This window comes from Pseudomonas putida (assembly GCF_026625125.1).
GTDB lineage: Bacteria > Pseudomonadota > Gammaproteobacteria > Pseudomonadales > Pseudomonadaceae > Aquipseudomonas > Aquipseudomonas putida_X.
Map to the genome: position 1 here is coordinate 2953152 of NZ_CP113097.1, position 24466 is coordinate 2977617.

Genomic DNA, 24466 nt, shown 5'->3' on the forward strand with positions numbered 1-24466 from the left:
CTTACCGCCAGTAGAACAGCGTCCTTGGCGAGAACGTAACCTGCGCCTCCAGGGAGGCCGGCATGCAAGGGCCCTGAGCATTGTCCTTGGCAACAGCAACGCTGCGCCTTATGAAAGTAAAATAGCTCTCAGTGACGCCCTGGTGCTGCAGTTGACGAAACGCTTGAAGCGCTTTTGTTTCCCACTCCCCAGGACAGTGCACATGCCTGAATAGCGGTTCCAGCAGAAGCTCGATCAGCTTCAAAAGTACGCTGAACGTACAGCGAACGCTGGTGAACATTTTGCAAATGAAGTCGATGACCGTCGACGCTGCGGAGTCAAAGATTAAATTCGGATCTGCGAGGTAGCGCCTAAGGCTGTTGATGCCCACATTCGCGAAAGGCAACCCTTGATCCATCATCGCGACAAGGTCGTCAGGGCGGATCGCAATGAAGCTGCGCCGCGCAATAACCATCTTGACGAGTGCACATGACGCCTCAACGGGCCTCAGGCCACCCTTATTTGTGACTGCCGTAAGAAGCATCTGCACAGTGGCGGATGGTATGTCGTGCATTTGAGCGATCTGAAGCAGGCGCCCATCAAGAGAGATGAGGCTGGCCTGATACTCTAGGCACAGCGACAGAGCCGCACGACCCTCAGCACTTAGAATTTTGTTGAATCGCTGAAGCGGAAGGCCGGGGTCGTGTGACCCGTACGCCGGGACAACGGTGCAGTAGTTCGAAATCGCCATATCAATGGCGCCCAGGAAACCCTCACTCTGGTCGATCGGCGGCTCATCTTCATACACCACATTCTCCTGGCCAACCTCCAAGAGCCCCACGCCGCCGCCTAAGAACGCAGAGACCTCGATTTTGGCATCCAGTGCCTGCCGCGATACGGCGCTGATATAGACCTTGGGCAAATGCTCAAGAATGTCCAACAACCCAAGGGTTGCGAGCTCAGCCAGTATCGAGAGATCGACCACCCAGATCCGGTCATCGAGCGAGAACGTTGGTTTGTTATCGGCGTCGTCATCTTCAATCGACACGTCCAGGCAAGGAGCATCACTGGGCCAATCGCGAACCATGTCGATGATATCTCGCCCCATCTGCTTCGCCAGTAGGGCCAAAGGTACCGGTTTCTGTGCATACAGCGCGTAAAGCGCTGCCGTGCGAGCCTGATACAGATTGTGTTGCTCTTGAAGACGCGTGAAATCCATCTCGCCATTGGCATCTAGCGGGAATTTCAACGAAACGAGCGTTTTGCCCGGGACAATGGATTCCGAAAGCAGCGCTTTTGAGAGGTCGAACAAGCGGCGGTGCAGGGTGATGATCCGCTTCACTTCGAACACCTGAGCATTAAAGATGTCGTGCAAAGTGATGCTTTCGCCGACGGCTAGCCCCATCAACGTCTGAGCAAAATCATCTTGAGGAGATAGGAACTCCGCAGCGCCAGGCGCAAAGGCACCTGCCTCAGCATCGATCGAGATGTATCGGATCACTCCCTGCGCATCGGCAAGCTCTACTGAGGTGCCAGGTGCGACGACTGCAGGCTCCTGCTGAAAGACGTCGGATCCCTCGCGCAACATCAGCACCATTTTTACGTGCGTCTCAGCTGCCTGCGAATTGCCTGGATTGGCGCGAATCGCAGCGCAAACCCGATTCAATCCACGCTCGATATGACCGTACCGCAGTTCAATGTTGGCCAGGAGCAGCAAGTCTTCCACTGCGCCCTCGAGGCAGGCGGGCATCGAGGAGATGATCACATTCAGATCTGCGGCGCCCTCACACGCGACCACCCGGATAACCTTGATCCATTCGCTGGCGCTTTGCGGAGACAGGGATAGCTGGTGCTCAACAATAGGGCGCATTCGCCCCCAGTCTCCAGCGTTGCCGTAGAGGAAAAGCGCCAATTCACGTGCCTTGGCGGAGTCACACCAGGCGATGGGCATGGCATCGAGCAGATCACGGGCCTTTGCATGTCGACTTGTTCGAATGTAGCAGTACAGCAATTCATCATGCAGCTCCGTGTATATATCGAACGGCAGCAGCCTTTCTAGAAGCTGAGCGCCAATGTCGAAACGTTCGGCATGCAGCATCACGCGCGCGCCCATCGCGATTTCGTGGGGATCAGTACTGTCAGGAGCAAGCTTGGCCACCTGATCTTCTACAGCCTTCGCTACGACCTTATCCTGCGCATACGCTCGTGCAACAAACTGCAGGTCGACAAGTGATGATGTGCTGCGCACTGATAGTCCTGCGTCCTCCAACTCTTTTTGCACAATGACCAGCTCACCCTTATCGAGCAATTGATCCCAGTGGAGGTGCTGAAGCCTTCTGGACACATGGCAAATGACATCGGACTCCGGACGCCGTGCTGCTTCATCACGAACTCGCTGCAGTAGATCTGCCCGTGACAGTAGGACGCATGCATGCCCGAAGCGAAGTAGTGAGTCGTCTGGCAAGGTACCGATCGACTCCCCGAAGCGGGCAATCAAGTCGCTCCATCTGTTCAAGTCGCAGAGTGCTTCGACTTCAAAGCGGATCAGGCCTGCCTTTTCGTAGACGCCCTTCAGCTTGGCTTGGTGCAGCAGCTCTAATGCGGCCTCCGTGCGCTCCAGCAAAATCATCCCGTAAGCCAGGTGTGCGATGATCTCCCCCAACGTTTTCGGGCTCTGGCACGTCCAAAACGAACCCGTTCGAATCTCGTCGCGGGCCATTGTTTCCGTCAAAAGCTGCACATGTTCCGCTTCTAATGCCCTGCAATTCACCCGAACCGCGTTCAGCGTCACCAATCGCAACACGAAGCGCAGATAGCTTTCGAAGATGAAAATTGAACTGTCTTCTTGCTCTAGCGCAATGCGGTTGACTCGAACCGCGCTCTCGTCGTCGTCGAAGGCCGCATGCGAGCTGGCCACGAGTTGCCAGGCGAGCGCCTTATCTGCGAATGCATCAGGGATCTCGTCTTCACCCACGCGCTCGCCGGCGATGATTCTGGCGTTCGTGAGAGCTACCCACACCGCGAAAGACTCGGGGAATCGAACCATCAGCGCTTGACCGGCCTCAACAGCGGCCTTTATGTCGCCCCGGATGATGCGGCTACGCACCGACGCCACTGCGATCCGATCATCAGAGTCGCAAAGACTGGCTGCGGTATCAAAGTCCTTCGCGGCCAGCTCATCATCATCCCTATGCCACAGCGATAAGCCATGAAGCAGGTACCAGCGAGCCTTTTGGTGGTCGTCGAAATCCTCCAACTCAGGCTGCAGGAGATCCAACTGATTCAGGCACTCCTGATAGCGATGCTCCTTTTGCATCTGAGTGATGCGGTCGAGCTGGCGAGTTACCAACGAGTTGGTAGAGGTCGAATGAGCGCCGGGGAGGGCCTCAGTCATCGAGGCTCCCTGTGGTGTCACTGCCGAGGCGAAAAACGGTTGCAGTAGCTGCGCCAGAGGCAGCAGATGGCCGTGAGCTTCAGGACTCAAGGGCAGGGCGCTGTTCGGCTGAGCAGACACGTGGTGGTTCACGCCACCAGGCCTGGCACTCTGTAGATCGTGCAGCGCCCGCATGAGCTCACGCGTTTCCTTGAACTCTGCACCAAGCTCGCCCAAGTGACGCTCAGCGCTCTCCTGGGTGATCTGGCCGGCAGTGCTATTGAGCTCCACGCACGCTGCCTGCAGTAATGCCCATACCTCAGCGCTCTTGCGATTAGGCAAGCGTTGACTGATCAGCTGTTTCTGGGTCGCGACTGCCTGGGTATGGTCGGAATCGAGGTCGTGCGACATGAACCTGAGATGCAAGAGAAACAGATGGAGCTCCTCAGCGTCCACTGGCGATCCTTTTTGGAGCTCGACAGCATTTCGCAGCGCTCCGTAGGCTTTACGGTTGCTGTCGTTACTAAACCCCTCCTCAAAAACCCGGACGATCCAGTCTGCCGCGGCTTCCGAGGCCATTGCGAACCGAACGACCTCGACTACACCTTGCATCTGTGAATGGCACGAGCTGTTGAAGACAATCTGGCACTCATCCAGTCCGCGCTGGAAATCAGGCTTGCTGAAATCCTCCCAGGCTAGGCCAACGGATTCATTGAATTGCGCGTTATCACCAGGTTTGAGTGACCGCTTCATCTGCAAGCGATGCTTGGCTGTCTGGCCGGTTTTCGGGTTCATCAGGTCGATGATGAGGTCATCGGTGTTGTGGCCGAATACTCGCCCTTGAAAGACCATGCGCGTGATGTAGAAGCCGGCGGGGGCACCTGGGCACTCGAGGCCCAGACACATCGATAGAAGGCGAACCGCCTGTACACGTAACTGGAACGCATCGCCTCTGCCACCCGAGGAGACCGGGCTCGACACGTTTTTACGGCGCCCCTTGGCTTGTGTCTTCTGTGCACTGGCAGCTTCCCTTGCGGGCTGTTTCCTTGGAGCCTTGGCCATACCTGGTTCGCGACAATGAGGGTGGTGGCATTTTAACGGCCCGCGCGCGGGTTGCGTAGCTTGGTTGCAGTGTTGCGTAGCTTGATTGCATTGTTGGGTAGCTTGGCTGCTGTGCTGGGTTGCTTGGCTGCAGTGCTGGGTAGGTAGGTTGCAGTTTTGACAGGGGATGTTCACCACGTTTCGTACTGACGCTTCGTTCACCGAACAGCAGCCTGATCCATACCTAGGGTTACTGGCGAGCGCGAATCTACATAGCGATGAGCGCTACGCTGAATGTGGATACGCGCTCAACCACTCAACCACTCTAGGCCAGGTTTGCGAGGTTCCAAACGATATCGTATAGTCAAATGAGTGGAACTTATAGGGATGGCGTGGTTGGATGGAACCGGTTCGTTGCGCAGACTAGGGCGCTCACGATCTAGCGACTGTTTGCCTGCACGCGCCCTTGGAGCAGCAATGAATTTTGAGGAGATGATTCGACACCAAGCCGAGCAGGTGCTTGGTAGCAAAGCCAAAGCCGACGTTTGGTTGACTCACCCACGGGTCGAATTCGGTGGTTTAACAGCTCTGAAGTATGTACGCAATGAGGCTGAATATCTGAAGGTGAAGGCTTTGCTCGACCGGATTGATCACGGGTATGGCTGCTGATGGAAACGATGCTTTCGGGCTATTTGATCCGCTGGGCTCAGAGCCACGCGATGATCCACCATGAGGTAACACTTCCACGGATTGAAAAATTCGCAGACGAGACCAGCCGACGTGCCTAATGATCCAATTATTGAGTCTGCCCTTGTTACGCTTTCTCACGAGCAAGACAGGGCTAGAAGCCATGACTGGGCCCGATTTTGCTTGCGGCATCGGGGAATCGAAGAAGCCTTCGATATTGGCTGCACCCATGCTGAGCTTCTCCAAGTTGATGGGGTTACGCAAATTCGAGTAGCGGTCAGTTTCACTGGCGGCAAGCAAATGCGTTGTACGCTGTTTTTCGTACGTCCGGGCGTGGCCGATCCTCTCCCTGTAACATTTTCCCAGAGCAAGACTATCGCGGATTTGAGGGGAGGGCATTGCTTGCTGGTGCCTATATCTGAGGATATGGAATGGACTGACAATGTGTGGCCCAGGTCACTGCAGGAGCTAGAAGGGCTCATTTCTGATTCCACCGGGTGCCCCCGCTTCTTTGAGAATTGGGTTGATGAGAAAAGCCGCGAATCCAATAAATTGCTGATGGTAGTGGCCGTTAGAAGCGATTGTTGCTATGGGTACCTGTTAGGTTCACCAAAAATTGCAGGGTACACTGAGACTCGGGTAGTCCCTGTTTTCTTTGATCGTATTGGTGTGCTGGCACTAGACTTCCCCGTGCCGTTTGAGCTGGCAGTCAGTAGCAAAAATCTCGAGGCGCTTCTCAAGCATGCGCGTAGCTTCCTGCCTCATTCTGGAGACGCCCAGGAAGATATCCGTTTGCGCCAAGCCCTTAATGAGCTGGCTGATGCCTTGGAAAAGGGTGCTAGCCAATCTCGGCAGGTTTGAGATCTGCGCGGTTTATTCGTGTTGCCGAGAAGATAGCCTCTAACGCACTTGGAGACACAACGAGGCGCGATTGTGTTGTCCGAGCCCGGTAAATGTTTCTAACCTGTAATGGGTCAATATCAATCGTCATGCGGTTGTACAGGCGCAAGCTCCACAGTATCCTGAAATAGAATAATAATAAAAAGGAGCGCCCAAATGCCCGAGTTTAAAATCCTCATCGAAGTTATCGGTGACAGGCTGAATGTTCGGCATACCATAGAGAAACGCGACACTGAAGAGCTCTCCAAATTTCAGGCCTTAGGTCTTCTTTATCACATGATTGATTCAGTCACTCAGCTCGATGCGGGGCTCGAACATTCAGCCGTAGTGGTTGCCCGAGAAATTTTTAGCAGGGAAGGGTGGGAGGACGATGTCATAGACCTGGTGCTCGGAGCTCAGACCTGGGAAGACCGGATGATCGCGGCATGGAACGCTGTGGACGAGGATGCCAGGAAGGCGGCGCTCTCGTTGGATTACCAGTCCTTCCAGAACTATTGGCCTAGTCTGGATTTCTGCCAACCGGGGTGGGACGTTGCGGTAAATTCAAGCTCTGTCTCGGCGGCCCGCCGGGAAAGCCAGAAAGCCACCGGAACTACATTACACTAGTGAACCTTGAGCCTGTGTCGTTAAATGAGGCGGTTGGCCACCATTGGAGGCTTGGGTAAGCAAACCGGGAGCCGCCCGGGATGAGCGCATCGATCAATCCCCGGGCAGCCTATAGGGACTATGAGCCCATATCGCAGGAGATGAAGGCTGATGGATATGATGCGTTTTCACGACCTTTATCTGCGTCTGTACACCGAAGACCTTCAGGCTAACGGCAAAGAATTGCTCGACCAGTTCTTTGCGCTTTGGAGCGAGGCAGAGGAGAGCGGGATTGACCTGGACAGCCTCAATGAAGAGGCCGACGACTGCTTCCATCGTATCGCCGAAACCCGGCTATTTCCGTTAGCTGTTTGTAAGTGGGTCGGAGAGCTGGGGCATAAGGGCATCAGCAGGCCGTTGCTTCATCATGTGAGCGTGCGCTACCTGCAGCACTCAGAATTGCTCAGGTTTCTGTTGCCTGAGGAGGCGGAGCAATCTGCCCTGAAGGCGGCCAGCCGCATGTGCGTAATGAGTGTGCCGGTACCTGTATCCCTCGGTTGGATTCTCAGCCTTAATGAAGAACTACCCGCCAGTTCGCGGCTCACCAGCATTACCAGAATGGTTGTGGGGCTCCTGACTTCTGAGTATCCGGGCACATGCATGCGCCTTCTTAAGTCGGAAAAATCACCGTTCGCGCAGTCACGGGTGGCGCAGGAAGCCTTGCAGCGGCTTGTCGCTGCAGATGCCACCCTGGATAACCTTCCTTATCTGACCGAGCTTGAGATGCCACCTGCGATGGAGCGCAGTTTCCGATATTTACGCCGCGACGAGAGCCGATCGGTGACAGACCAGGCGCATGAGCATGCATTGTTCGGCACGGTCACAGCTAAACACTTCAAATACGCAACCAGGATCGCCATGGAGTACGTAGGGAATGACGAAGCTGGCGACATGACCATTCCAATGTTCACGCACGAAATGAGTTTCGAGTTGCCGCAGACATGGGTCGCCGACCCACTGCGCTACGCGCTGATGATGAACGCTCTCTGGAACGGATCTGACGAATGAGTATCCAGCTCGTGCTCTCTCATTACCTCTCTGGACTTCGCGAGCGAGAAGAGCTGGACGCGCTTCTGCCCGATCTACTGATGGCCATGGGGCACTGGGTCGAAAGCAGCCCTCAGGTTGGCGTCAATCAGGGCGGGGTCGATGTTCTGTCTACCCTTACCGACGCTGACGGAGCTGTGGAAGCATTCCTGTACGTGATCAAATTTGGCAACGTAAGCCGCAGTGACTTCTACAGCGGTCAACAGGCGATCCAGCCCAGCGTGCGCCAGGCTGCCTCGGAATACATCCAGAATCGATTGCCGGCGAAACTGCGACGGTGCAAGAAAACGATCGTCATTGTGTCCAATGGTGAGCTTAAGCAAGACGCACAGTCAGACTACGCCGCGCTCACCAAAGAAGTCGCCGAGATCAACCCGCTGTGCTCGCTGGATTTTTGGGGCATCAATCGACTCAGTCCGCTCATTGAGCAGCATCTGTTTGATGATGCCTTGCTTCTAGACAGGGGCAAATCCGATCTCAGAGCCGCCCTGGCTGGTCTGGAAGACACGCAAGCGTCCTTCAGTCGCTTCATCAGGTTTGTTGAGGACTGTGTAGCAGCGCCTGAGGGGGCCGCTGAGGGCTCAGCGAACACACGAAAAAAACGGTTTCTGAAACGCGCTGCCGCTGCGGCCATGGGCTGGGCTGTGCTTCTGGTGTGGGGCCAGACTGAAAATAATCAGAAGCCTGGTGTGCTCGCCGGCGAATATCTTCTGCTACGGCTGTGGAGCGAGGCGATAACGCTCGACGTCCAGCAGGACAAACAGTTCCTCAAGCGCTTTGAGACCCTTGCGAGGCTTCACCTGAGCGCGCTGAATCGGTATTACGATCGCATATTCCCCTCGCTTCTCAACCTTCGCAGGGTTCTTCGGTACCGCCCAGATCACGTGCTGTACATGGATTTGGCGTGCGAGGAGCTCGGGCGCTTGGGTACGGCCTCACTCTTGGCCCAGGCGATTAATGCCGGCGAGTCGGAGCGCGCCCTGCTTCATGCGCAACTGATCAGCTTCATAAGCGTACATCAAGGCTGTCGGATGCCGGTCTACGATGGTCAGGCGATCGACATGTCACTGGCAATGGCTGCTCTGTTCGCTAAAGGCGATACAGCAAACATCAGAGCGGTCTTGGGCGAATGCGTCGACCGCTTCAGTGCGGCGCTCCGAGAGAGGCACTTTATGCCGGTCGACACTGATGACCTGGAAGACGCTATGGCGCTTCACAATGGTAAGGAAGGACATCACGGTCGCTTCTTCAAAACCACGACTTGGATACCGCTTCTGGGTACCGTTGCAGCAATGCTGGACGACCAGAAAAGCCTTCACAAGCTGTCGACCCGAATTGTTCCCCAACTGAAGGGGGTGACCATGGAGCGCTGGTACCCAAGCATTGGATTGCAAACACTCACAGGCTCAAGAACGGCACTAAATACGGTTGGCGTTTCCCGGGCCATTTCAGAGTTTCGCAATACGCCGGAGGAGGAGGTCAGCGCGTCATTGCACCTGCCGCCACACAGCGCGGCGCCCAATGAGTTCGAGTGGCACAACACGCCGTGGGATGTGCTGATCGCTATCTCCGCCAGAATCCATCGTCATCCGTTGCCAACCTGGTACCTGCAGAAATGTACTGCCAGCCAGGCTACTGCCTGAACCGAGCCGTAAACCCTTGCGAGTGGAAGGGGGATCCAGCGGCTTGCGAGAGGGCGGGGACGTCAAAGGAGTACAAATGTTGCCTCTGCGCGCTTCTAAGATGAGGGGGTGCGCAGGGCCAACTCCTACTATTTGGTTAACCTTAGAAGCACCTTGGAAGCACCTCTTCCACGGACGTGCCAGCGTTGTGAAAATCTCGGCCCGCAACCGTTGTCCAGGAGCTGTTCGAATGGGGTCGGGCTGGTCACCGAGAGCGAGGCTGATAATTTGCCGAGGACTTGATGGTCTCCCTGCGTGATTCTCGCCAGAAAGCTCGACTCCAGTAGGGCTGCAGCCCCCGACCCGAGGCGCTGTAGCCGTCGTGTAGCTCGACACAACAGCAGTACTCGCAGCCCTATGCCTTATCTACTGCCGATGCACCACCAGGAAATGCGATGCTTGATCAATTGCTGCGAGCAAAATTAATGAGGATGACTACGCTCGAAAAAAACACAGGAGATGGATTATGAAAATGATGACGCGGAAAGAGTTTCTAGAGTGGTTCTCCGGCCAGGTAGATTGTTACGAGCATGCAAACGATCCGACCACTTCGGGGTGCCATTCACTACAGCCCTCGAGCGTTGGAGGGTGGCAAAAGCGATGCACCAGCCGAATAAAGTTAATGGGCGTCATTCTGTCAAGCCGAGAAGAGGAGTTCTTTGATGTTGAAAACTATCGCTTCTTCATTACAGGTTAAAGGTTTAGTCATAGATGAATGTGAAACCGTAGCACTACGACCGACCTTTATATCGCTTTTGGATACTGCGAACGTTAGCAGTGCCGTGTTCAATGCTGCTTATCAGAGAGGGGTTTCGCTTGAGCAGATCGACCGTATTTGGCGATTGGCTGATGACCAACTTGAAAATGTCAAGCTTTTCGAGCTTTTTAGTTCCATGGCCATACGCACTGACATACGTTGGTTAGAATGGGCCGGTCGTAGCATGGTGGGTCAGCGTGATACGATGAACGGTGGAGAAAAGTGCATCCCCTTTAGGATTTTAGGCGAAATTTTGCACAAGACGTTGCTGGCCCAGCGCGAGGGCACCTTGCCTATCCCCGACTTTACTCAAGGCGTAAGTTGGTCGAGTTTTACTTTTGAATTGCTGGCTTTGATCACTTCCCGCGGACTTACGGATGAGGCGCTGACGGCAACATCGCTCGAGTTCGAACTTGGGCTTTGATTTCTTTCTCAACGACTTAGAGAGTCATCAATGAAAAAAACCACTATAGAATGTGAAGAATTTCGTTTTGCCAGCACAACACCAAAGCGGATTGTACTTCAGCTTTCACTGCAGTACTATCGCCGACGCACCGTTGCGGCATATGGACTGCATGACAGCACGGAAGTCGCAGGGGGCACTTGGTCTATCCGCTTCTTTAAACTGCCTGACATTTACTTCTATTTTGACAAGTACACCAAGACCATCCTTGAGTATCACCTCAAGCCACTCGACGAAGGGCAAAAACACGTGCGCACGCGCTTTATTTAGTGATCATTGAAAACATTAAGAAGCTTATGATTATTCTCAATCAATTTTCTGTAAGCTGATTTACACCAGCCCCTTATTCTAGCTGTTCGTAAGATTGACTTTTCCCAAGAATCCTCAAACTCATGAAAGGGAGTCCAATAACTATTGATCGCCAATCGTGAGATCGAGTTAAACCTGGGTTGGGCACTCCCGCCGCGCCATGATGCTGGTGGACTCATACAGAACCTCAAAAAGTCTTTGGCATCATTCTTGGTGAGAGCGCTAATAGGTTTGTCAGTGAAGTAAATCGCCCAAAGTAGCCACTTCTCCAGAGCGGCTAGCTTCAATCGCTCCTTATTCAATCGAGCGTACGAGCGGATCATATCTAAGGCCTCCAGTGCCCGCCCCCTCAAGTGAGATGGAAAGTTTTTGTCCACATAGCTGTCCGCGAGTTCCGACGATATTATCAGGGTTTCACGTATGTCCAAGGCGAACAGGGGAGGAGGTGAGGGCGCATTTTCAGGATATGCACGGGCTCCTGAGTATTCAGGCAGCAACTTTGCTTGAGCAATCGACTTTCTTTCCCAGTGCACTCTACCCAAGCGATTCGCCTCGACTCTATTACGATTACGCCGAGCCTCATGCGGGTTGGTATTTGTCCGATATCTAATAGCTCTTTTAAGGATAATCGCTGGCGAGTAAGGTAACTCTTGCATCCAAGGCAATCTTGTAATGAAGCGCTTAAAATTATTAGTTGACCACAGCGGCTCGACCTCGCTGCATGATGGAATTAGTGGAAGTCGCATATAGGTGCGATATCGTTTTATATAGAATATTAGCGGTGACGGCACTTCCAGGCTGTAAGAGCTTTGAACGCCTCGCATTAAGAATTTTGCTTTATCAGTATCCGAAAACCTGAAGCAGGCCATACAAAAAATCTCGCAATTCGAAATAAGCTCCAGCGCGGGGATATTCAAATAGAAGCATGTCGCATAAAGGAACAGGCTTCGTTCCATTCGCTCGTTAGACCTATGAAAGGTGGCCACATATTCTAAATACCGCTCCGCATTTATCTCATCCTGCTCAACATATGGATCCTGTAACTCTACCCAGTGTTCGGAAGGACTAATTCTCAGCTGAAACTCTAGCTGTGGTGAAATTTCACTCATGAATCTATTCAACCTGTAAACATAACTGCTTAACGCGATGTTTATCGGTCGAACAAATGGCCTCCAATCAGGGTTGTGCTCTAATGCTGATTGCCTTTCCGTAAACCTGGGGGCGCGCGCTCCACACCAACCGTGAGGTGGGGAATTGCAAAATTCAGAAAACTCTCTCAAATCGGATAGGCTTAACTCTTTTAGGGATTTCTGCGCTACGCATAATATCCACAATACGTATTTTTCAAGGAACCTACCAGCTACATCACCGGCGCTGTTATGGAGTGAGAAACGATTGATGTGCTGGGCAAACAGCCTATAGGTCTCGAATGCATCAATTTCTTCGGGAAAAGTGCCAAGATACGCCCACACAAGCCGCTCCTCATCCAGGACACTAGCAGGATCGCTAGCATTTATAGAAGCGAACTGAAACGGAACTCCAGACTCGCTGAGGATCGATCTAGGTGACTGGTTCATAAGAATAGATGCGTAGGCGGAATAGTGATGGAGACTTGAATTAATAGCTCAGCAATCAAGTCCGCGCAAGAGCCATATCCAAACGAAATCGGCACCGCCTTGCAAATAGTGCGTAAGCACCGCCTGGCGCGAAGAACGTTCGATGATTTTTCCGATTTTATTCCGACAGGTGATTTTTTTGAATTGAATGGCTACGTCTAAGAATTCCGCAAACTCAGCAGTTTAGATGGCCGTAGGCTGACGCCACGAATCTTTCTTCTGATTTTATTCCGAATGGTAGGTTAAGGCGCTCACAGGATCCGGCAATTTCGACGGAATCAGCAAAAGCGTCCTCAGTTCAACGAGTTAGCGAAATCTGCCGTCCGATCTGATTTCAACGGCTGACCTGGCCTCAAGGAGAATTGACCTTAAGCGCGGGACGTAAGGGTGCACGGGAACTGAGATTCCGGTCACTTCAGCGGATTCCACTTTGATTTCAACGGTTACAAATGCCTCCATTTGGCGCATCCGGTTTTAGGGCGCAAGCGACACAGATGTCATGGAGCAGTACCATGATATTCCATTTAACATAATATGCATTATGCGTACCCGTGGATTTTCTTGCAGGGCGGTGGTAGCCTACTTTTCAGCACTAAAACGTCTAACTACGCTAAATGACTATTTAGAATAGTTATATGCCAGCATCGACTAGCCGCGGCGTCAGAAACAAAACCAGCTCAGTCTGCGTCTTCACCGTCGACGTGCTGTTGAACAACCATTTCAAGCCCGGGATTTTCCCAAAGAACGGCACGCTACGCACGACCGTGCTGTCAGCATCCGAATACACGCCTCCCAACGCAATCGTCTTCCCAAAGCCCGAGAACACACGCGACGTCAGCGACGTTGTGTTAATCGGCGGCACCCCGTTCATGGCTTTAGAGTAATCAGGCTCATCCTTGCTCAAAACCACGTCCAGGAGCACGCCCTGGTCGTTTACGAGAGGCATAACATCAAGCGACAACGCAGCTTCTTTAAAAGATACGGACGTGGCCCCATCACCGGCAGACTGCTGATAAGGAACCTGCGAACCTTTAATGATCTTCGCCTGATGCCGATCTGTCGTGTAAACGCGCGGACTAGATATCACACGACCTTTGCCTGCTTGTTCCATGGCATCAAGCTCAGCATCTAGATTGAAAGACCTGGACGTAATGCCGAATCCAGCAATAGCAGCTGGTGTTAAACCCAAAGGCACACTACCAATCAAAGTTCCTGCGCCGCTGCCTACAGAGGTGCTCCACTGAACACCAAGATTTTTGGTGTACGAACGATCAACCTCAACAATTCGTGCCTCAATCATCACTTGCTTTCGAGAATAGTCGACGGCATCGAGGTAATGGCGCAGTTCAGACAAACGCTCGGTGTTCATGCGCGCAACAATAACGGATGAGCCTTCTTCCGCGTTCAAACTCTCGCCTTGATCCAAAGGAAATGCCTTGATGGCATCAATGGAAGGAATATTTCTTACTTTAAGCACAGAAACCTTATATGACTGACTTGCAGCCGCTGGCATGGCTGAAGCGCTTCCAGCGTATGAGTCATATGAACCTGGATCAGCGTTAGTGCGTGGATATGCACTCACATGCAAAAACTTTCCTTCAACCGTATAGAGTAAGCCGCGAGGCGCAGTAACGAACTCTATGGCTTCGTCCCATGTAACATCCTTCATGCGCATGGACAGCGAACCGCTAACACCTTCGCCCAGGACAAGATTTAGCCCCCTATAATCGGCAAGAAGCTGTAAGGCCGCAGATGTTTGAATAGTTTGAAAGTCAAAGGTCAGAGATTGCGGACCGTCTTCCGCAAATGTTTGGCTGATAATCACCGAGAGAAAGGCGGCGACAAAGTAACGGCTAAAAGATTTGCAGATGCTCATAACGTCAATGTCCATGATTTGTGGATTGCTTGGGATAGGGGTCAGCGCTACGCTAAACCCCTCCCCCAATCAATCCACCAACTATAGGGTTGGACTTTTTTAAGGCCCAGGCTGTAATTTTTAAACCATCAACAACACAATAAGCCTCAGTGAAGTCTGAAACATACCTGCAGTGACTAAACGATATGTATCTGGTATTGCCATTTGCATCAGATATGAGAGCTAATGATTCAGATATAGCTCTGGAATTCGGGTCAGGCTTTGAGGGGTGAACAAAACCAACCAGCCGCCACGTAGTTGATAAAGGCGGCTCAACAGGCTTTGCTGCAACTGCACTTACCTTTGCGTTGACGGCGCTAATCGTGTTGGCGTCATCACGCTGAAAGAACTTTTTCGAGTAATGAAAACCAAATCCGAGCAGAAACAAAGCTCCGAAGACACATAGCCAAAGCCCGTAGGAACGCAAGAAACTAGAACGCCCATCAGCCGCAGACTCATCTCCTACGCCAGAGCTAGAAAGAGTTGCAGACTGATAAAAAGAATACACAGATGATTTAAAGGCCCCACCTGTTGTTCGAACAAGTTTTGACTTGGGCGGACTATCACCGGTTACTGAACCTTGATAAATATCAACCTTGAACGTTTTTTTACTCAGTTTGCGTATACGATAAGTGGTTTCAACAAGCAGGCGAACCCAGCTAGATATTTGAGCTAAATCTTGTGTAACAAGCACAACGCGCATGGAGTTATTTTTGTCATCAACGCGATGACGATGTTCTGCTAACAGGGACTTATCGCTTAAATTTGCATGATTGACATTCTGCCCAGCTGGCCAGCGTCTCCAACATTCATCAAGGATAGCAACAGAACCAGGTGGTATCACCTCAGAAATATCATCTAATTCGAACCAATTAGAAGGCAGCTGAGTAATATTTCCGCCAAAAGTAGCTAGGAGATCATCAACCGAAAGAGGGATGTTTGTAACCACATGCCTATTTTGCTTCAAGGAAGGAATTACAACATGCTCAACAACGCCATAGCTTTTACCATGGCCTGGCTTGCCTACATATGCATGGATAGCCATAAATCACCCTACAAAAGGAATGCGACGGACAAGAAACCTGAGAACATAAGCGCCCGTAACCATGGTTAGCCCGTAAGGAAGGTGCATTAAGTTGAGGAAGTACCAGACACCCGGATCGATATTTGAGAACAGATCGCCAGATGCTTCGATTAACGGAACGATTTTACTGTTGCTTACAAGGTACAAGAGGCCCTGCCAAAACCACTCACCAATAATAAGCGGCAGGTCAAGAATAAACTGAATAAGCTGCTCAATAATTGAGATTAACCACTGGGCAAAAGAAGTCATAAAGGCTACCTATTATTAAGCAGTCAAGAACACACGGACAGCCAATAAGGACCAGCACGCCAAGAAAACCGTGCTCAAAATTCCCGAATAATTGGACAGCAAGGTGCAGTGAGCATCAAGTGTTACGACAGTTCCGAATACCGGTATCTCAGGTGCGGGGCAAATTCCTTGTTGCGCACTGCCAGATATTTTTGAATCAAAATCTACGAGTGCCTTACCAAACGCAGACTCATTAAAATCAACCTCCATTTGCAGAGCGTAACGCTGATAACCTATAGCGTTTTCTTCCTTATTTATGATAGAAGTAGCATCGATGTTGCCTGGATTTACAAAAGCGATATCCCTTACAAACACTGAGCCATCACCAGAGTTTGCTCCTCCATCACCTCCTCCTACGTCACCGCCACCGGTATCACCACCCTCCCCTGTATCCTCACCCTCATCGGGGTCAGAGGCATTCAAAGGATCACCAGTGCCTGGAGGTAAATAGGCAGATTCGACAGTGCAATTAGGGCTGGAAGAGTCCAGCCCTACAGAAAAATTACAGAAGCCAGTATCTGTTGAGCCTGTAACTAAATAGCATGTGCTAGTAGAAGCAGAGGAAGCAAGATACAAACAGGAATCATGACAAATATCCTCAGTAACTTGACGTGTAGACCAAATGACAGAGTAGTCTTTGCCATTGTAACTTGCAGGGGATAAAGAGCCGCGTGACCGAAGAACCTCAGGGCAAACAACATCCTCTGCTGGCACAGCAAAAACAATATTTGCCATTTCTCGAGTGCCGGCTTGGTCGTATGTAAGAGTGTATGAGTAATCACACTTATACATAGTGGAGGACAGTGCAGAACAACCTTTCGCTGTAAAGTTGCTTTTAGTAGTGTCGGTGTTGGAGCTTCTGAGGTAACCCACATAAGCGGCAACAAACAATTCCGGCGTGCTCTTAACTCCAGCAGATGAGCAAGCCGCAGCTGTCGCGCCTTGTTTGTAAGAGTCAGAACACTGCCATCCTGCAAAAGCACTAGGCGCAAAATTCAGAAAGGCTAAAAGAGCAAGAAGCGAATAAAATTTTCTCATTTAACCCACCCTGTGAAAACAGCAAATGCGCAGCCAGCCCCAATACAGAAAAATGCAAAGTAATAAAATTGCTCCATGGCAAGGGCCTCGATTTACAGACAAAAAAAGGGCGCCCGAAGACGCCCAGGTGCAGCAGGTTCGAATTAACGACCGAAGAAGCCGAGTACCAGGCGCGCGCCTTTAACCACGACCAGGACGCCGGCCAGGGAAGCAGCAACAGCAAGAATTGCCGTACTAACGCCCGAAAAATCAGCAGAGGAAGTAAGCGCCGAATAATCGACGGCACCTTCGGCAGCAAAAACAGCAGGCGCAGCCAGAACAGCGGCTACAGTGGCAACGACAGCGGATTTCTTGAACTTATTTTTCTTGGACATATTAAAGCCTCATGATTGAAAGAAGTTTAAAACAACCCGGATACCCATAGCCAAAACAAGAAATGTTCCAACGAGAGTAAAGCCGGACCCCAACGCCTGGGCCGCAACAAGCGGATCAAGCTGAGATGGATCAAAGGGCGGGTTATAAGGAATAACCACCCAATTAGAAGAACAGATCGGCACCCCGCCCTCAGTTACTAGGTCAGAAGGACAATAAAGGGTGCCAGACATTACGAAGCCTTCTGAACAGCTGCACCATTACCGACTGGGCGCTGTTCCTCAATGCGGAGGGGAATACCGGCCAACTGATAATTCAACTCTTTATAACGCTCGTTATAAGATACGTTGAACGGCGCGTAGACTTCGACGCCCTTTTGAGCGCGATACGCATTGTGGAGACCCTGCTTTACCGCATCGCCGAATACGGAAAGTTCATAAAGCTCGAATTGCTTCATGCCATTACGGTTCAGGCTCTCTGCCTGGATACCTACGATAGCCCATGGCTTTTCAGCAGTGCCACGATCAATTACGTCAACGATAACGCCTTTCAAGATTTTCATATTTTCAATTCCACTGGGGAGTTAAATGCCCAGCCGGGCACGTTTAATGGCGAAGCGTTCTTTGATAAAGAAGTAGAAATAAGTCGAACAAGCCAGCACTAGGCAGGAACCAAGAGACAAACCAAGGCCCAATAAAAAGCCAGTAACTACAACATCAGGCGTGCATTGCATATTTAGCCTCAGCTGCGCTTATCTTGTGGATGAAATGCCCAGCCAGGGACCTGGACAGAGTCATCACGGCGGAAAGTCATAAACTCACGTCGTGACTTTTGGCGCTTTACTTCCTGTTGAGCCAATGCAGTAAGAAAGACGCGCATAAGGCTATTAACACAAGCAGATTGATCCAGTCCTGGAGATCGAATTGCAGCATCTATTTGGGCCTCCACCTCAAAACGTAGGTTTTGATAAGTTACACGGTCCATTTAGTAACCCATCCATTCAGCAATACAGAGAGTGCCTTTCGCTTCATACTCCAGAACCCAAATACGCTCGGGCTTAACTGCCTGCTCTTTACGAGTTTCAAGCGCCTGAATTGTTTGTTCGACAGACTGCTGTAGGACGGAATTCTTGCGTGACGCCTCAAGAGATTTTCGAAACTCAATGTTGCGACGATCAGAAGCAGTTAGACGGGCTCCGTCAAAACGAACAGTAATCACGCTGCCACCAACTGCAAATGGCCAGCCGGGCGCTTGTACCAGTTAGGAATCTCGATAACAGAAACACGTGTAACCTCACGAATTTCTTTAACGATGACCGGCGAAAACTTAGTGTGATCAAATGGCATTCGGATGTTAATTCCAATGCGATTAAGATGTGCAGCATGCTCATTAACTTGGCGCTTCGAAAAATCCAATGGAGTTTGTGCATTCATCCACTGGATTGCATACATAGCAGTCGTATTGGCAGCCCTCATGTTAGGGCGAACACCCGAGGCGACAAGCTGTTCAGCGATCGATAACAAGTCCATGGCATTCACCTTAAGCTTCTGATCAAGCTTCAAAAAATCTTTATGGAGGCGGGTTAACTCACCTTCGTCAAATAAGCCCCAATAGGCCAAGTGATGGCGTTTGAGAAATTCAGCCTTGAATCCTTGTTCAAAGCGAACAATGCCTTGCTCTTCGCAATAGGCCTGAACCTTCTGGATGTATTTATACTCTTCGGAGGTCTCGCCGAAGATTCTTTTTACTTTTGGGAGACTATTACTAAGCATTTCGAATGCTTTATCGTAAGCCTTACGGAATTGAAGGCGAGCACCCTGCCCTAGAGCCTTAGTTGTCCAGGTGGCAGTGCGACCATTGGGATACAAAAAACCATAATTCCTACCGATAGCCTGACTTGAAATACCTTTCAAATATGCAGGCACGTTACCTTTACCGACAGCGTGATTGCTCGTCACGTCAATGCGAGTAATTACCATGCCATCGGCAGTGGTACCAACATGTTGTCCGTCTGGACCTTGGCGAAAATCAATCCGGGTACACTTCGTTAACGGAGGAAGGCCGTATTGAGCCAAAATACGGTTGTAAACGATCACGCACTGCTCAATTGTTGTATAACCAAAAAGGTTGTCTGCCCTATCGATGCGGCTTGGATTCCCTTCAATGAATACCCGACGGCCATGAACTCTGATGATTATCACGGTCGACCAGCTGCCTTCATGCTTGAAGCCAGGTTGCTTGCTCGACAAAAGCTCGCCAGTCTTTGAGCACAGGGTCTCAATGACAATGTCCGTCACCTTAGGCAGGTCGAAATCGTATTCCTGGTAGGCGGAGAGCCAGTCGTAGAAGATGTGCATCCCTGAACCTTGCTATCGAAACCACGGATTACCTCTGTCACAACGGAGGTATTCCGCGATGATAGACAGTCCACCGATGCAGTCAAGAGAAAAAGAACGGTTTTTTCCTGATAATAGGGCTATAGCAACGGGAAACTGTCTTTGGAGGCGTGCGGAATGGGCATTGGAACGAGGATCAGGCAGGAACGACTCAAGCAAGGCCTGGAACTCAAGGAGCTAGCCAGGCTCAGCGGAATGCCTGAGAGGACTCTGGCGGACATCGAGCGTGAGGTCTCGAATCCGAGGGCGGACAACCTGAAGAAAGTGATCATTTCACTGGGCTGTTCAGCCGATCAGATCATGTTCGACGACGATGAGCTGACGGAGGACGGTGACTTATCACTTCTGGTACGCGAGCTGAGCAAAACGGAAGAAGAAACCAGGCAAACGGTCAAACGAGTGATCCGAGCAATGCTCGTACAAGAACGTGTATTCGAGCTGGAGCGAATCAGGATGGAGGAAAATCGAGACCGACAGAATCTGGCGCTTCCTCTAAAACGCTATGGAAAAACGGCTCAACAAAAATGAAAAAATGCGGATATCCGCAATGAAGTGGGGGTGTAACAGCACCCCCACTCCTCCAGCCAGAAACCGCAAGGATCGCTACAAGTGCTGAACAGCAAGTGCCAAGGCCTGATCGAGATGCAGGAGCTTACCGTGCAGGGCATCGAGCGCGAATTGCTCGGTTGGCTGATCTTGATGGGGCTGGAGCCTCGACGCTACGGAGAGGCACCGCTGATCTCGGTTTTGATTAACCAGGTCAAGCTGAATGCCGGCTCGTTCGGCACCTCAACCCACCGGCTGATCTTCATGGCCATCGAGCGCCTCTACCGCCGACAGGACCCGATCGACATCCTTCTCATCCTGGAGGATCTGGAGCTGTCGGGCGATCCAATAACGTTGCAGGAACTGGCCGAAATCGCACGGGATACGCCGTCAGGATTGATGGAAAAAGTGGACGCTATGGCCCGAATCATCAAAGCGTTTGGCGATCTTCGATCAGGCTTCGATACCAAAGAAAAGATCAGCCGGCGGCTGATGAGATTCCGTGAGGTCATGGACCACGGTTATTCGCACGGTGCCGTGTGGTGGACAGAAGATCCTCAGTGGCTGCTATCAAATCCACACGGCGAACACATCTGCTACGTCTATTACACGGAATAAAAGCAAAGTCGTCTCCGACGGCCCTCCGGGGGGTCACCCTTTGTGACGCGGCGGGAGTCAGGAGGAAAAGCACCTCCTAACTCCCTTGCAGAGGGTAAGGGTCAGCGTGTGGTCAAGGGTACGCTTCGCCCGGGACTCCGTTCATCGTGACGATGAGGCGCTGTCACGACGAGCCGGGGTCGCGGCCCTTGACTTAGCCGAGCACGGGAAAAGGACGAAAAAAAACCGCCGTGCGGGCGGTTCTTCTCTCGCAGTCCAGGTGAGAAAGCTGGGCTGCGAACCTGGATGCAGTAACGTGTACGGCAAGATACTACCTCGAAAAATAGGCAGCAAAAAGCCCGCTGAGAAGCGGGCTTCGTGTGTGCCTTTCGGCCAGAAATATTGCAACGTGCCTTTCGGCCAACACGGCAGAATATACCCGAAAACCTAGGCTCTTTCGAGCCGCCACGCTTCCTGAAACAGAGCTTTGATCGCTGCCTGACGCTCTTTTGTGAATGTGGAAATGCCCTTGCGCAGACGCGGTTCTCGCCAAAATTCATTCCGCAAAAGCTGATGATAAAATACTTCCTGAGCCGTAATCGTAGGCTGATCAGTGCCATAAAGGACGCCTACTTTGAGCCCGAGATTGTAGCGATTGGAAATGATCCAGGACGAATCGGTAATGCTCGAAACAGCCTCAGAAAGAGCCTGGCAAGCCACGCGAAAATGAGGGGCGGCCAACCCGGCAGCCCGAAGGGAATCCATTGCCTCAGCCCTGATTTTCTCAGCCAAAGCGATCTGCTTTGCAGTGCCTTCCACCCTACTCCCTCCATCATTTTTTGATTGCAAAAACGTGCTGCAGCTCGATGACCTGGTTGAATAAATGCCATCAAAAAAGGGCCACGCATAATGCACGCTATGTGTAAATCCGGCGCCGGGGCTGCGCGATTTTCCCGGCGCCTGATTCGGCCTAATCGGCCGGCTTCGCTAACATAACGTGCGTCACATTATGCGTACCCGTGGATTTTCTTGCAGGGCGGTGGTAGCCTACTTTTCAGCACTAAAACGTCTAACTACGCTAAATGACTATTTAGAATAGTTATATGCCAGCATCGACTAGCCGCGGCGTCAGAAACAAAACCAGCTCAGTCTGCGTCTTCACCGTCGACGTGCTGTTGAACAACCATTTCAAGCCCGGGATTTTCCCAAAGAACGGCACGCTACGCACGACCGTGCTGTCAGCATCCGAATACACGCCTCCCAACGCAATCGTCTTCCCAAAGCCCGAGAACACACGCGACGTCAGCGACGTTGTGTTAATCGGCGGCACCCCGTTCATGGCTTTAGAGTAATCAGGCTCATCCTTGCTCAAAACCACGTCCAGGAGCACGCCCTGGTCGTTTACGAGAGGCATAACATCAAGCGACAACGCAGCTTCTTTAAAAGATACGGACGTGGCCCCATCACCGGCAGACTGCTGATAAGGAACCTGCGAACCTTTAATGATCTTCGCCTGATGCCGATCTGTCGTGTAAACGCGCGGACTAGATATCACACGACCTTTGCCTGCTTGTTCCATGGCATCAAGCTCAGCATCTAGATTGAAAGACCTGGACGTAATGCCGAATCCAGCAATAGCAGCTGGTGTTAAACCCAAAGGCACACTACCAATCAAAGTTCCTGCGCCGCTGCCTACAGAGGTGCTCCACTGAACACCAAGATTTTTGGTGTACGAACGATCAACCTCAACAATTCGTGCCTCAATCATCACTTGCTTTCGAGAATAGTCGACGGCATCGAGGTAATGGCGCAGTTCAGACAAACGCTCGGTGTTCATGCGCGCAACAATAACGGATGAGCCTTCTTCCGCGTTCAAACTCTCGCCTTGATCCAAAGGAAATGCCTTGATGGCATCAATGGAAGGAATATTTCTTACTTTAAGCACAGAAACCTTATATGACTGACTTGCAGCCGCTGGCATGGCTGAAGCGCTTCCAGCGTATGAGTCATATGAACCTGGATCAGCGTTAGTGCGTGGATATGCACTCACATGCAAAAACTTTCCTTCAACCGTATAGAGTAAGCCGCGAGGCGCAGTAACGAACTCTATGGCTTCGTCCCATGTAACATCCTTCATGCGCATGGACAGCGAACCGCTAACACCTTCGCCCAGGACAAGATTTAGCCCCCTATAATCGGCAAGAAGCTGTAAGGCCGCAGATGTTTGAATAGTTTGAAAGTCAAAGGTCAGAGATTGCGGACCGTCTTCCGCAAATGTTTGGCTGATAATCACCGAGAGAAAGGCGGCGACAAAGTAACGGCTAAAAGATTTGCAGATGCTCATAACGTCAATGTCCATGATTTGTGGATTGCTTGGGATAGGGGTCAGCGCTACGCTAAACCCCTCCCCCAATCAATCCACCAACTATAGGGTTGGACTTTTTTAAGGCCCAGGCTGTAATTTTTAAACCATCAACAACACAATAAGCCTCAGTGAAGTCTGAAACATACCTGCAGTGACTAAACGATATGTATCTGGTATTGCCATTTGCATCAGATATGAGAGCTAATGATTCAGATATAGCTCTGGAATTCGGGTCAGGCTTTGAGGGGTGAACAAAACCAACCAGCCGCCACGTAGTTGATAAAGGCGGCTCAACAGGCTTTGCTGCAACTGCACTTACCTTTGCGTTGACGGCGCTAATCGTGTTGGCGTCATCACGCTGAAAGAACTTTTTCGAGTAATGAAAACCAAATCCGAGCAGAAACAAAGCTCCGAAGACACATAGCCAAAGCCCGTAGGAACGCAAGAAACTAGAACGCCCATCAGCCGCAGACTCATCTCCTACGCCAGAGCTAGAAAGAGTTGCAGACTGATAAAAAGAATACACAGATGATTTAAAGGCCCCACCTGTTGTTCGAACAAGTTTTGACTTGGGCGGACTATCACCGGTTACTGAACCTTGATAAATATCAACCTTGAACGTTTTTTTACTCAGTTTGCGTATACGATAAGTGGTTTCAACAAGCAGGCGAACCCAGCTAGATATTTGAGCTAAATCTTGTGTAACAAGCACAACGCGCATGGAGTTATTTTTGTCATCAACGCGATGACGATGTTCTGCTAACAGGGACTTATCGCTTAAATTTGCATGATTGACATTCTGCCCAGCTGGCCAGCGTCTCCAACATTCATCAAGGATAGCAACAGAACCAGGTGGTATCACCTCAGAAATATCATCTAATTCGAACCAATTAGAAGGCAGCTGAGTAATATTTCCGCCAAAAGTAGCTAGGAGATCATCAACCGAAAGAGGGATGTTTGTAACCACATGCCTATTTTGCTTCAAGGAAGGAATTACAACATGCTCAACAACGCCATAGCTTTTACCATGGCCTGGCTTGCCTACATATGCATGGATAGCCATAAATCACCCTACAAAAGGAATGCGACGGACAAGAAACCTGAGAACATAAGCGCCCGTAACCATGGTTAGCCCGTAAGGAAGGTGCATTAAGTTGAGGAAGTACCAGACACCCGGATCGATATTTGAGAACAGATCGCCAGATGCTTCGATTAACGGAACGATTTTACTGTTGCTTACAAGGTACAAGAGGCCCTGCCAAAACCACTCACCAATAATAAGCGGCAGGTCAAGAATAAACTGAATAAGCTGCTCAATAATTGAGATTAACCACTGGGCAAAAGAAGTCATAAAGGCTACCTATTA

Annotated in this window: 24 protein-coding genes; 9 read left to right on the forward strand and 15 right to left on the reverse strand. The window is 51.1% G+C overall.

Going from position 1 to position 24466, the window contains the following annotated elements; genetic code table 11:
• Position 1 precedes the first annotated feature (1 nt).
• Positions 2-4414 (reverse strand): PIN domain-containing protein, encoded by a 4413-nt coding sequence (locus tag OSW16_RS13570; RefSeq protein WP_267815895.1) that lies wholly within the window; start codon positions 4412-4414, stop codon positions 2-4.
• 456 nt (positions 4415-4870) lie between these two features.
• Between OSW16_RS13570 and OSW16_RS13575 the strand changes: the two genes are divergently transcribed.
• From OSW16_RS13575 to OSW16_RS13605, 7 genes are all read left to right on the forward strand, one after another.
• Entirely contained in the window at positions 4871-5062 is a 192-nt protein-coding gene (locus OSW16_RS13575; RefSeq protein ID WP_060506996.1) for an MbcA/ParS/Xre antitoxin family protein, read from the forward strand.
• Positions 5063-5173: 111 nt separating this feature from the next.
• A complete protein-coding gene (locus OSW16_RS13580; RefSeq protein WP_235575278.1) occupies positions 5174-5941 on the forward strand; it encodes a hypothetical protein in 768 nt (255 codons plus the stop codon).
• 195 nt (positions 5942-6136) lie between these two features.
• Entirely contained in the window at positions 6137-6586 is a 450-nt protein-coding gene (locus tag OSW16_RS13585; RefSeq protein ID WP_060506998.1) for a hypothetical protein, read from the forward strand.
• A gap of 150 nt (positions 6587-6736) precedes the next feature.
• Positions 6737-7633 (forward strand): hypothetical protein, encoded by an 897-nt coding sequence (locus tag OSW16_RS13590; protein WP_060507000.1) that lies wholly within the window; start codon positions 6737-6739, stop codon positions 7631-7633.
• Positions 7630-9315, forward strand: a complete 1686-nt coding sequence (locus tag OSW16_RS13595) for a hypothetical protein (protein ID WP_060507003.1) — start codon at positions 7630-7632, stop codon at positions 9313-9315. Before OSW16_RS13590 ends, OSW16_RS13595 begins: the two co-directional genes overlap by 4 nt.
• A 701-nt stretch (positions 9316-10016) precedes the next feature.
• Positions 10017-10535 carry a hypothetical protein gene (locus OSW16_RS13600; RefSeq protein ID WP_060507005.1) on the forward strand — a complete coding sequence of 173 codons (519 nt, stop codon included), beginning with the start codon at positions 10017-10019 and terminating at the stop codon, positions 10533-10535.
• Between the two features lie 30 nt (positions 10536-10565).
• On the forward strand, positions 10566-10844 hold the full coding sequence (locus OSW16_RS13605; protein WP_060507007.1) for a hypothetical protein: 279 nt from the start codon (positions 10566-10568) through the stop codon (positions 10842-10844).
• On the opposite strand, the gene OSW16_RS13610 is transcribed toward OSW16_RS13605, so the two are convergent.
• From OSW16_RS13610 to OSW16_RS13655, 10 genes are all read right to left on the reverse strand, one after another.
• Entirely contained in the window at positions 10841-11992 is a 1152-nt protein-coding gene (locus OSW16_RS13610; protein ID WP_267815905.1) for a hypothetical protein, read from the reverse strand. The genes OSW16_RS13605 and OSW16_RS13610 overlap by 4 nt on opposite strands.
• 1138 nt (positions 11993-13130) lie before the next feature.
• Positions 13131-14375 (reverse strand): hypothetical protein, encoded by a 1245-nt coding sequence (locus OSW16_RS13615; protein WP_267815907.1) that lies wholly within the window; start codon positions 14373-14375, stop codon positions 13131-13133.
• 52 nt (positions 14376-14427) lie between these two features.
• Positions 14428-15459 (reverse strand): zonular occludens toxin domain-containing protein, encoded by a 1032-nt coding sequence (locus OSW16_RS13620; RefSeq protein ID WP_267815909.1) that lies wholly within the window; start codon positions 15457-15459, stop codon positions 14428-14430.
• 3 nt (positions 15460-15462) lie between these two features.
• Positions 15463-15747, reverse strand: coding sequence for a DUF2523 family protein (locus tag OSW16_RS13625; protein WP_267815911.1), 285 nt, complete (start codon positions 15745-15747; stop codon positions 15463-15465).
• Between the two features lie 15 nt (positions 15748-15762).
• Positions 15763-16824, reverse strand: coding sequence for a hypothetical protein (locus tag OSW16_RS13630; protein ID WP_267815913.1), 1062 nt, complete (start codon positions 16822-16824; stop codon positions 15763-15765).
• Between the two features lie 143 nt (positions 16825-16967).
• Positions 16968-17198, reverse strand: coding sequence for a hypothetical protein (locus OSW16_RS13635; protein WP_267815916.1), 231 nt, complete (start codon positions 17196-17198; stop codon positions 16968-16970).
• Between the two features lie 9 nt (positions 17199-17207).
• On the reverse strand, positions 17208-17429 hold the full coding sequence (locus tag OSW16_RS13640) for a hypothetical protein (protein ID WP_267815918.1): 222 nt from the start codon (positions 17427-17429) through the stop codon (positions 17208-17210).
• Positions 17429-17758 carry a hypothetical protein gene (locus OSW16_RS13645; protein ID WP_267815920.1) on the reverse strand — a complete coding sequence of 110 codons (330 nt, stop codon included), beginning with the start codon at positions 17756-17758 and terminating at the stop codon, positions 17429-17431. The genes OSW16_RS13640 and OSW16_RS13645 overlap by 1 nt, the downstream gene beginning before the upstream one ends.
• Before the next feature lie 422 nt (positions 17759-18180).
• Entirely contained in the window at positions 18181-18414 is a 234-nt protein-coding gene (locus OSW16_RS13650) for a hypothetical protein (RefSeq protein ID WP_267815922.1), read from the reverse strand.
• The gene (locus OSW16_RS13655) at positions 18411-19553 is read right to left on the reverse strand and encodes a phage/plasmid replication domain-containing protein (protein ID WP_324288777.1); all 1143 of its coding nucleotides are present in this window, start codon (positions 19551-19553) and stop codon (positions 18411-18413) included. The genes OSW16_RS13650 and OSW16_RS13655 overlap by 4 nt, the downstream gene beginning before the upstream one ends.
• A 156-nt stretch (positions 19554-19709) precedes the next feature.
• On the opposite strand from OSW16_RS13655, the gene OSW16_RS13660 reads away from it, so the two are divergent.
• Both OSW16_RS13660 and OSW16_RS13665 read left to right on the forward strand, forming a co-directional pair.
• A complete protein-coding gene (locus OSW16_RS13660; protein WP_267815924.1) occupies positions 19710-20120 on the forward strand; it encodes a helix-turn-helix domain-containing protein in 411 nt (136 codons plus the stop codon).
• Between the two features lie 81 nt (positions 20121-20201).
• Positions 20202-20756, forward strand: coding sequence for a DnaB-like helicase N-terminal domain-containing protein (locus tag OSW16_RS13665; protein WP_267815926.1), 555 nt, complete (start codon positions 20202-20204; stop codon positions 20754-20756).
• 426 nt (positions 20757-21182) lie between these two features.
• On the opposite strand, the gene OSW16_RS13670 is transcribed toward OSW16_RS13665, so the two are convergent.
• The 4 genes from OSW16_RS13670 to OSW16_RS13685 form a co-directional block, all read right to left on the reverse strand.
• On the reverse strand, positions 21183-21554 hold the full coding sequence (locus tag OSW16_RS13670) for a hypothetical protein (RefSeq protein ID WP_267815928.1): 372 nt from the start codon (positions 21552-21554) through the stop codon (positions 21183-21185).
• 280 nt (positions 21555-21834) lie between these two features.
• Positions 21835-23079 carry a hypothetical protein gene (locus OSW16_RS13675; protein ID WP_267815907.1) on the reverse strand — a complete coding sequence of 415 codons (1245 nt, stop codon included), beginning with the start codon at positions 23077-23079 and terminating at the stop codon, positions 21835-21837.
• 52 nt (positions 23080-23131) lie between these two features.
• Positions 23132-24163 carry a zonular occludens toxin domain-containing protein gene (locus OSW16_RS13680; protein ID WP_267815909.1) on the reverse strand — a complete coding sequence of 344 codons (1032 nt, stop codon included), beginning with the start codon at positions 24161-24163 and terminating at the stop codon, positions 23132-23134.
• Between the two features lie 3 nt (positions 24164-24166).
• Complete coding sequence (locus OSW16_RS13685) at positions 24167-24451, reverse strand: DUF2523 family protein (protein WP_267815911.1); 285 nt, start codon at positions 24449-24451, stop codon at positions 24167-24169.
• Positions 24452-24466: the final 15 nt, after the last annotated feature.

What these genes read in the sequence shown, in the direction of transcription:
- OSW16_RS13570 (WP_267815895.1), bottom strand. Translation starts at nt 4,414, where the DNA reads ATGGCCAAGGCTCCAAGGAAACAGCCCGCAAGGGAAGCTGCCAGTGCA.
- OSW16_RS13575 (WP_060506996.1), top strand. Translation starts at nt 4,871, where the DNA reads ATGAATTTTGAGGAGATGATTCGACACCAAGCCGAGCAGGTGCTTGGT.
- OSW16_RS13585 (WP_060506998.1), top strand. Translation starts at nt 6,137, where the DNA reads ATGCCCGAGTTTAAAATCCTCATCGAAGTTATCGGTGACAGGCTGAAT.
- OSW16_RS13590 (WP_060507000.1), top strand. Translation starts at nt 6,737, where the DNA reads ATGGATATGATGCGTTTTCACGACCTTTATCTGCGTCTGTACACCGAA.
- OSW16_RS13595 (WP_060507003.1), top strand. Translation starts at nt 7,630, where the DNA reads ATGAGTATCCAGCTCGTGCTCTCTCATTACCTCTCTGGACTTCGCGAG.
- OSW16_RS13600 (WP_060507005.1), top strand. Translation starts at nt 10,017, where the DNA reads ATGTTGAAAACTATCGCTTCTTCATTACAGGTTAAAGGTTTAGTCATA.
- OSW16_RS13605 (WP_060507007.1), top strand. Translation starts at nt 10,566, where the DNA reads ATGAAAAAAACCACTATAGAATGTGAAGAATTTCGTTTTGCCAGCACA.
- OSW16_RS13610 (WP_267815905.1), bottom strand. Translation starts at nt 11,992, where the DNA reads ATGAGTGAAATTTCACCACAGCTAGAGTTTCAGCTGAGAATTAGTCCT.
- OSW16_RS13615 (WP_267815907.1), bottom strand. Translation starts at nt 14,375, where the DNA reads ATGAGCATCTGCAAATCTTTTAGCCGTTACTTTGTCGCCGCCTTTCTC.
- OSW16_RS13620 (WP_267815909.1), bottom strand. Translation starts at nt 15,459, where the DNA reads ATGGCTATCCATGCATATGTAGGCAAGCCAGGCCATGGTAAAAGCTAT.
- OSW16_RS13625 (WP_267815911.1), bottom strand. Translation starts at nt 15,747, where the DNA reads ATGACTTCTTTTGCCCAGTGGTTAATCTCAATTATTGAGCAGCTTATT.
- OSW16_RS13630 (WP_267815913.1), bottom strand. Translation starts at nt 16,824, where the DNA reads ATGAGAAAATTTTATTCGCTTCTTGCTCTTTTAGCCTTTCTGAATTTT.
- OSW16_RS13635 (WP_267815916.1), bottom strand. Translation starts at nt 17,198, where the DNA reads ATGTCCAAGAAAAATAAGTTCAAGAAATCCGCTGTCGTTGCCACTGTA.
- OSW16_RS13640 (WP_267815918.1), bottom strand. Translation starts at nt 17,429, where the DNA reads ATGTCTGGCACCCTTTATTGTCCTTCTGACCTAGTAACTGAGGGCGGG.
- OSW16_RS13645 (WP_267815920.1), bottom strand. Translation starts at nt 17,758, where the DNA reads ATGAAAATCTTGAAAGGCGTTATCGTTGACGTAATTGATCGTGGCACT.
- OSW16_RS13655 (WP_324288777.1), bottom strand. Translation starts at nt 19,553, where the DNA reads ATGCACATCTTCTACGACTGGCTCTCCGCCTACCAGGAATACGATTTC.
- OSW16_RS13660 (WP_267815924.1), top strand. Translation starts at nt 19,710, where the DNA reads ATGGGCATTGGAACGAGGATCAGGCAGGAACGACTCAAGCAAGGCCTG.
- OSW16_RS13675 (WP_267815907.1), bottom strand. Translation starts at nt 23,079, where the DNA reads ATGAGCATCTGCAAATCTTTTAGCCGTTACTTTGTCGCCGCCTTTCTC.
- OSW16_RS13680 (WP_267815909.1), bottom strand. Translation starts at nt 24,163, where the DNA reads ATGGCTATCCATGCATATGTAGGCAAGCCAGGCCATGGTAAAAGCTAT.
- OSW16_RS13685 (WP_267815911.1), bottom strand. Translation starts at nt 24,451, where the DNA reads ATGACTTCTTTTGCCCAGTGGTTAATCTCAATTATTGAGCAGCTTATT.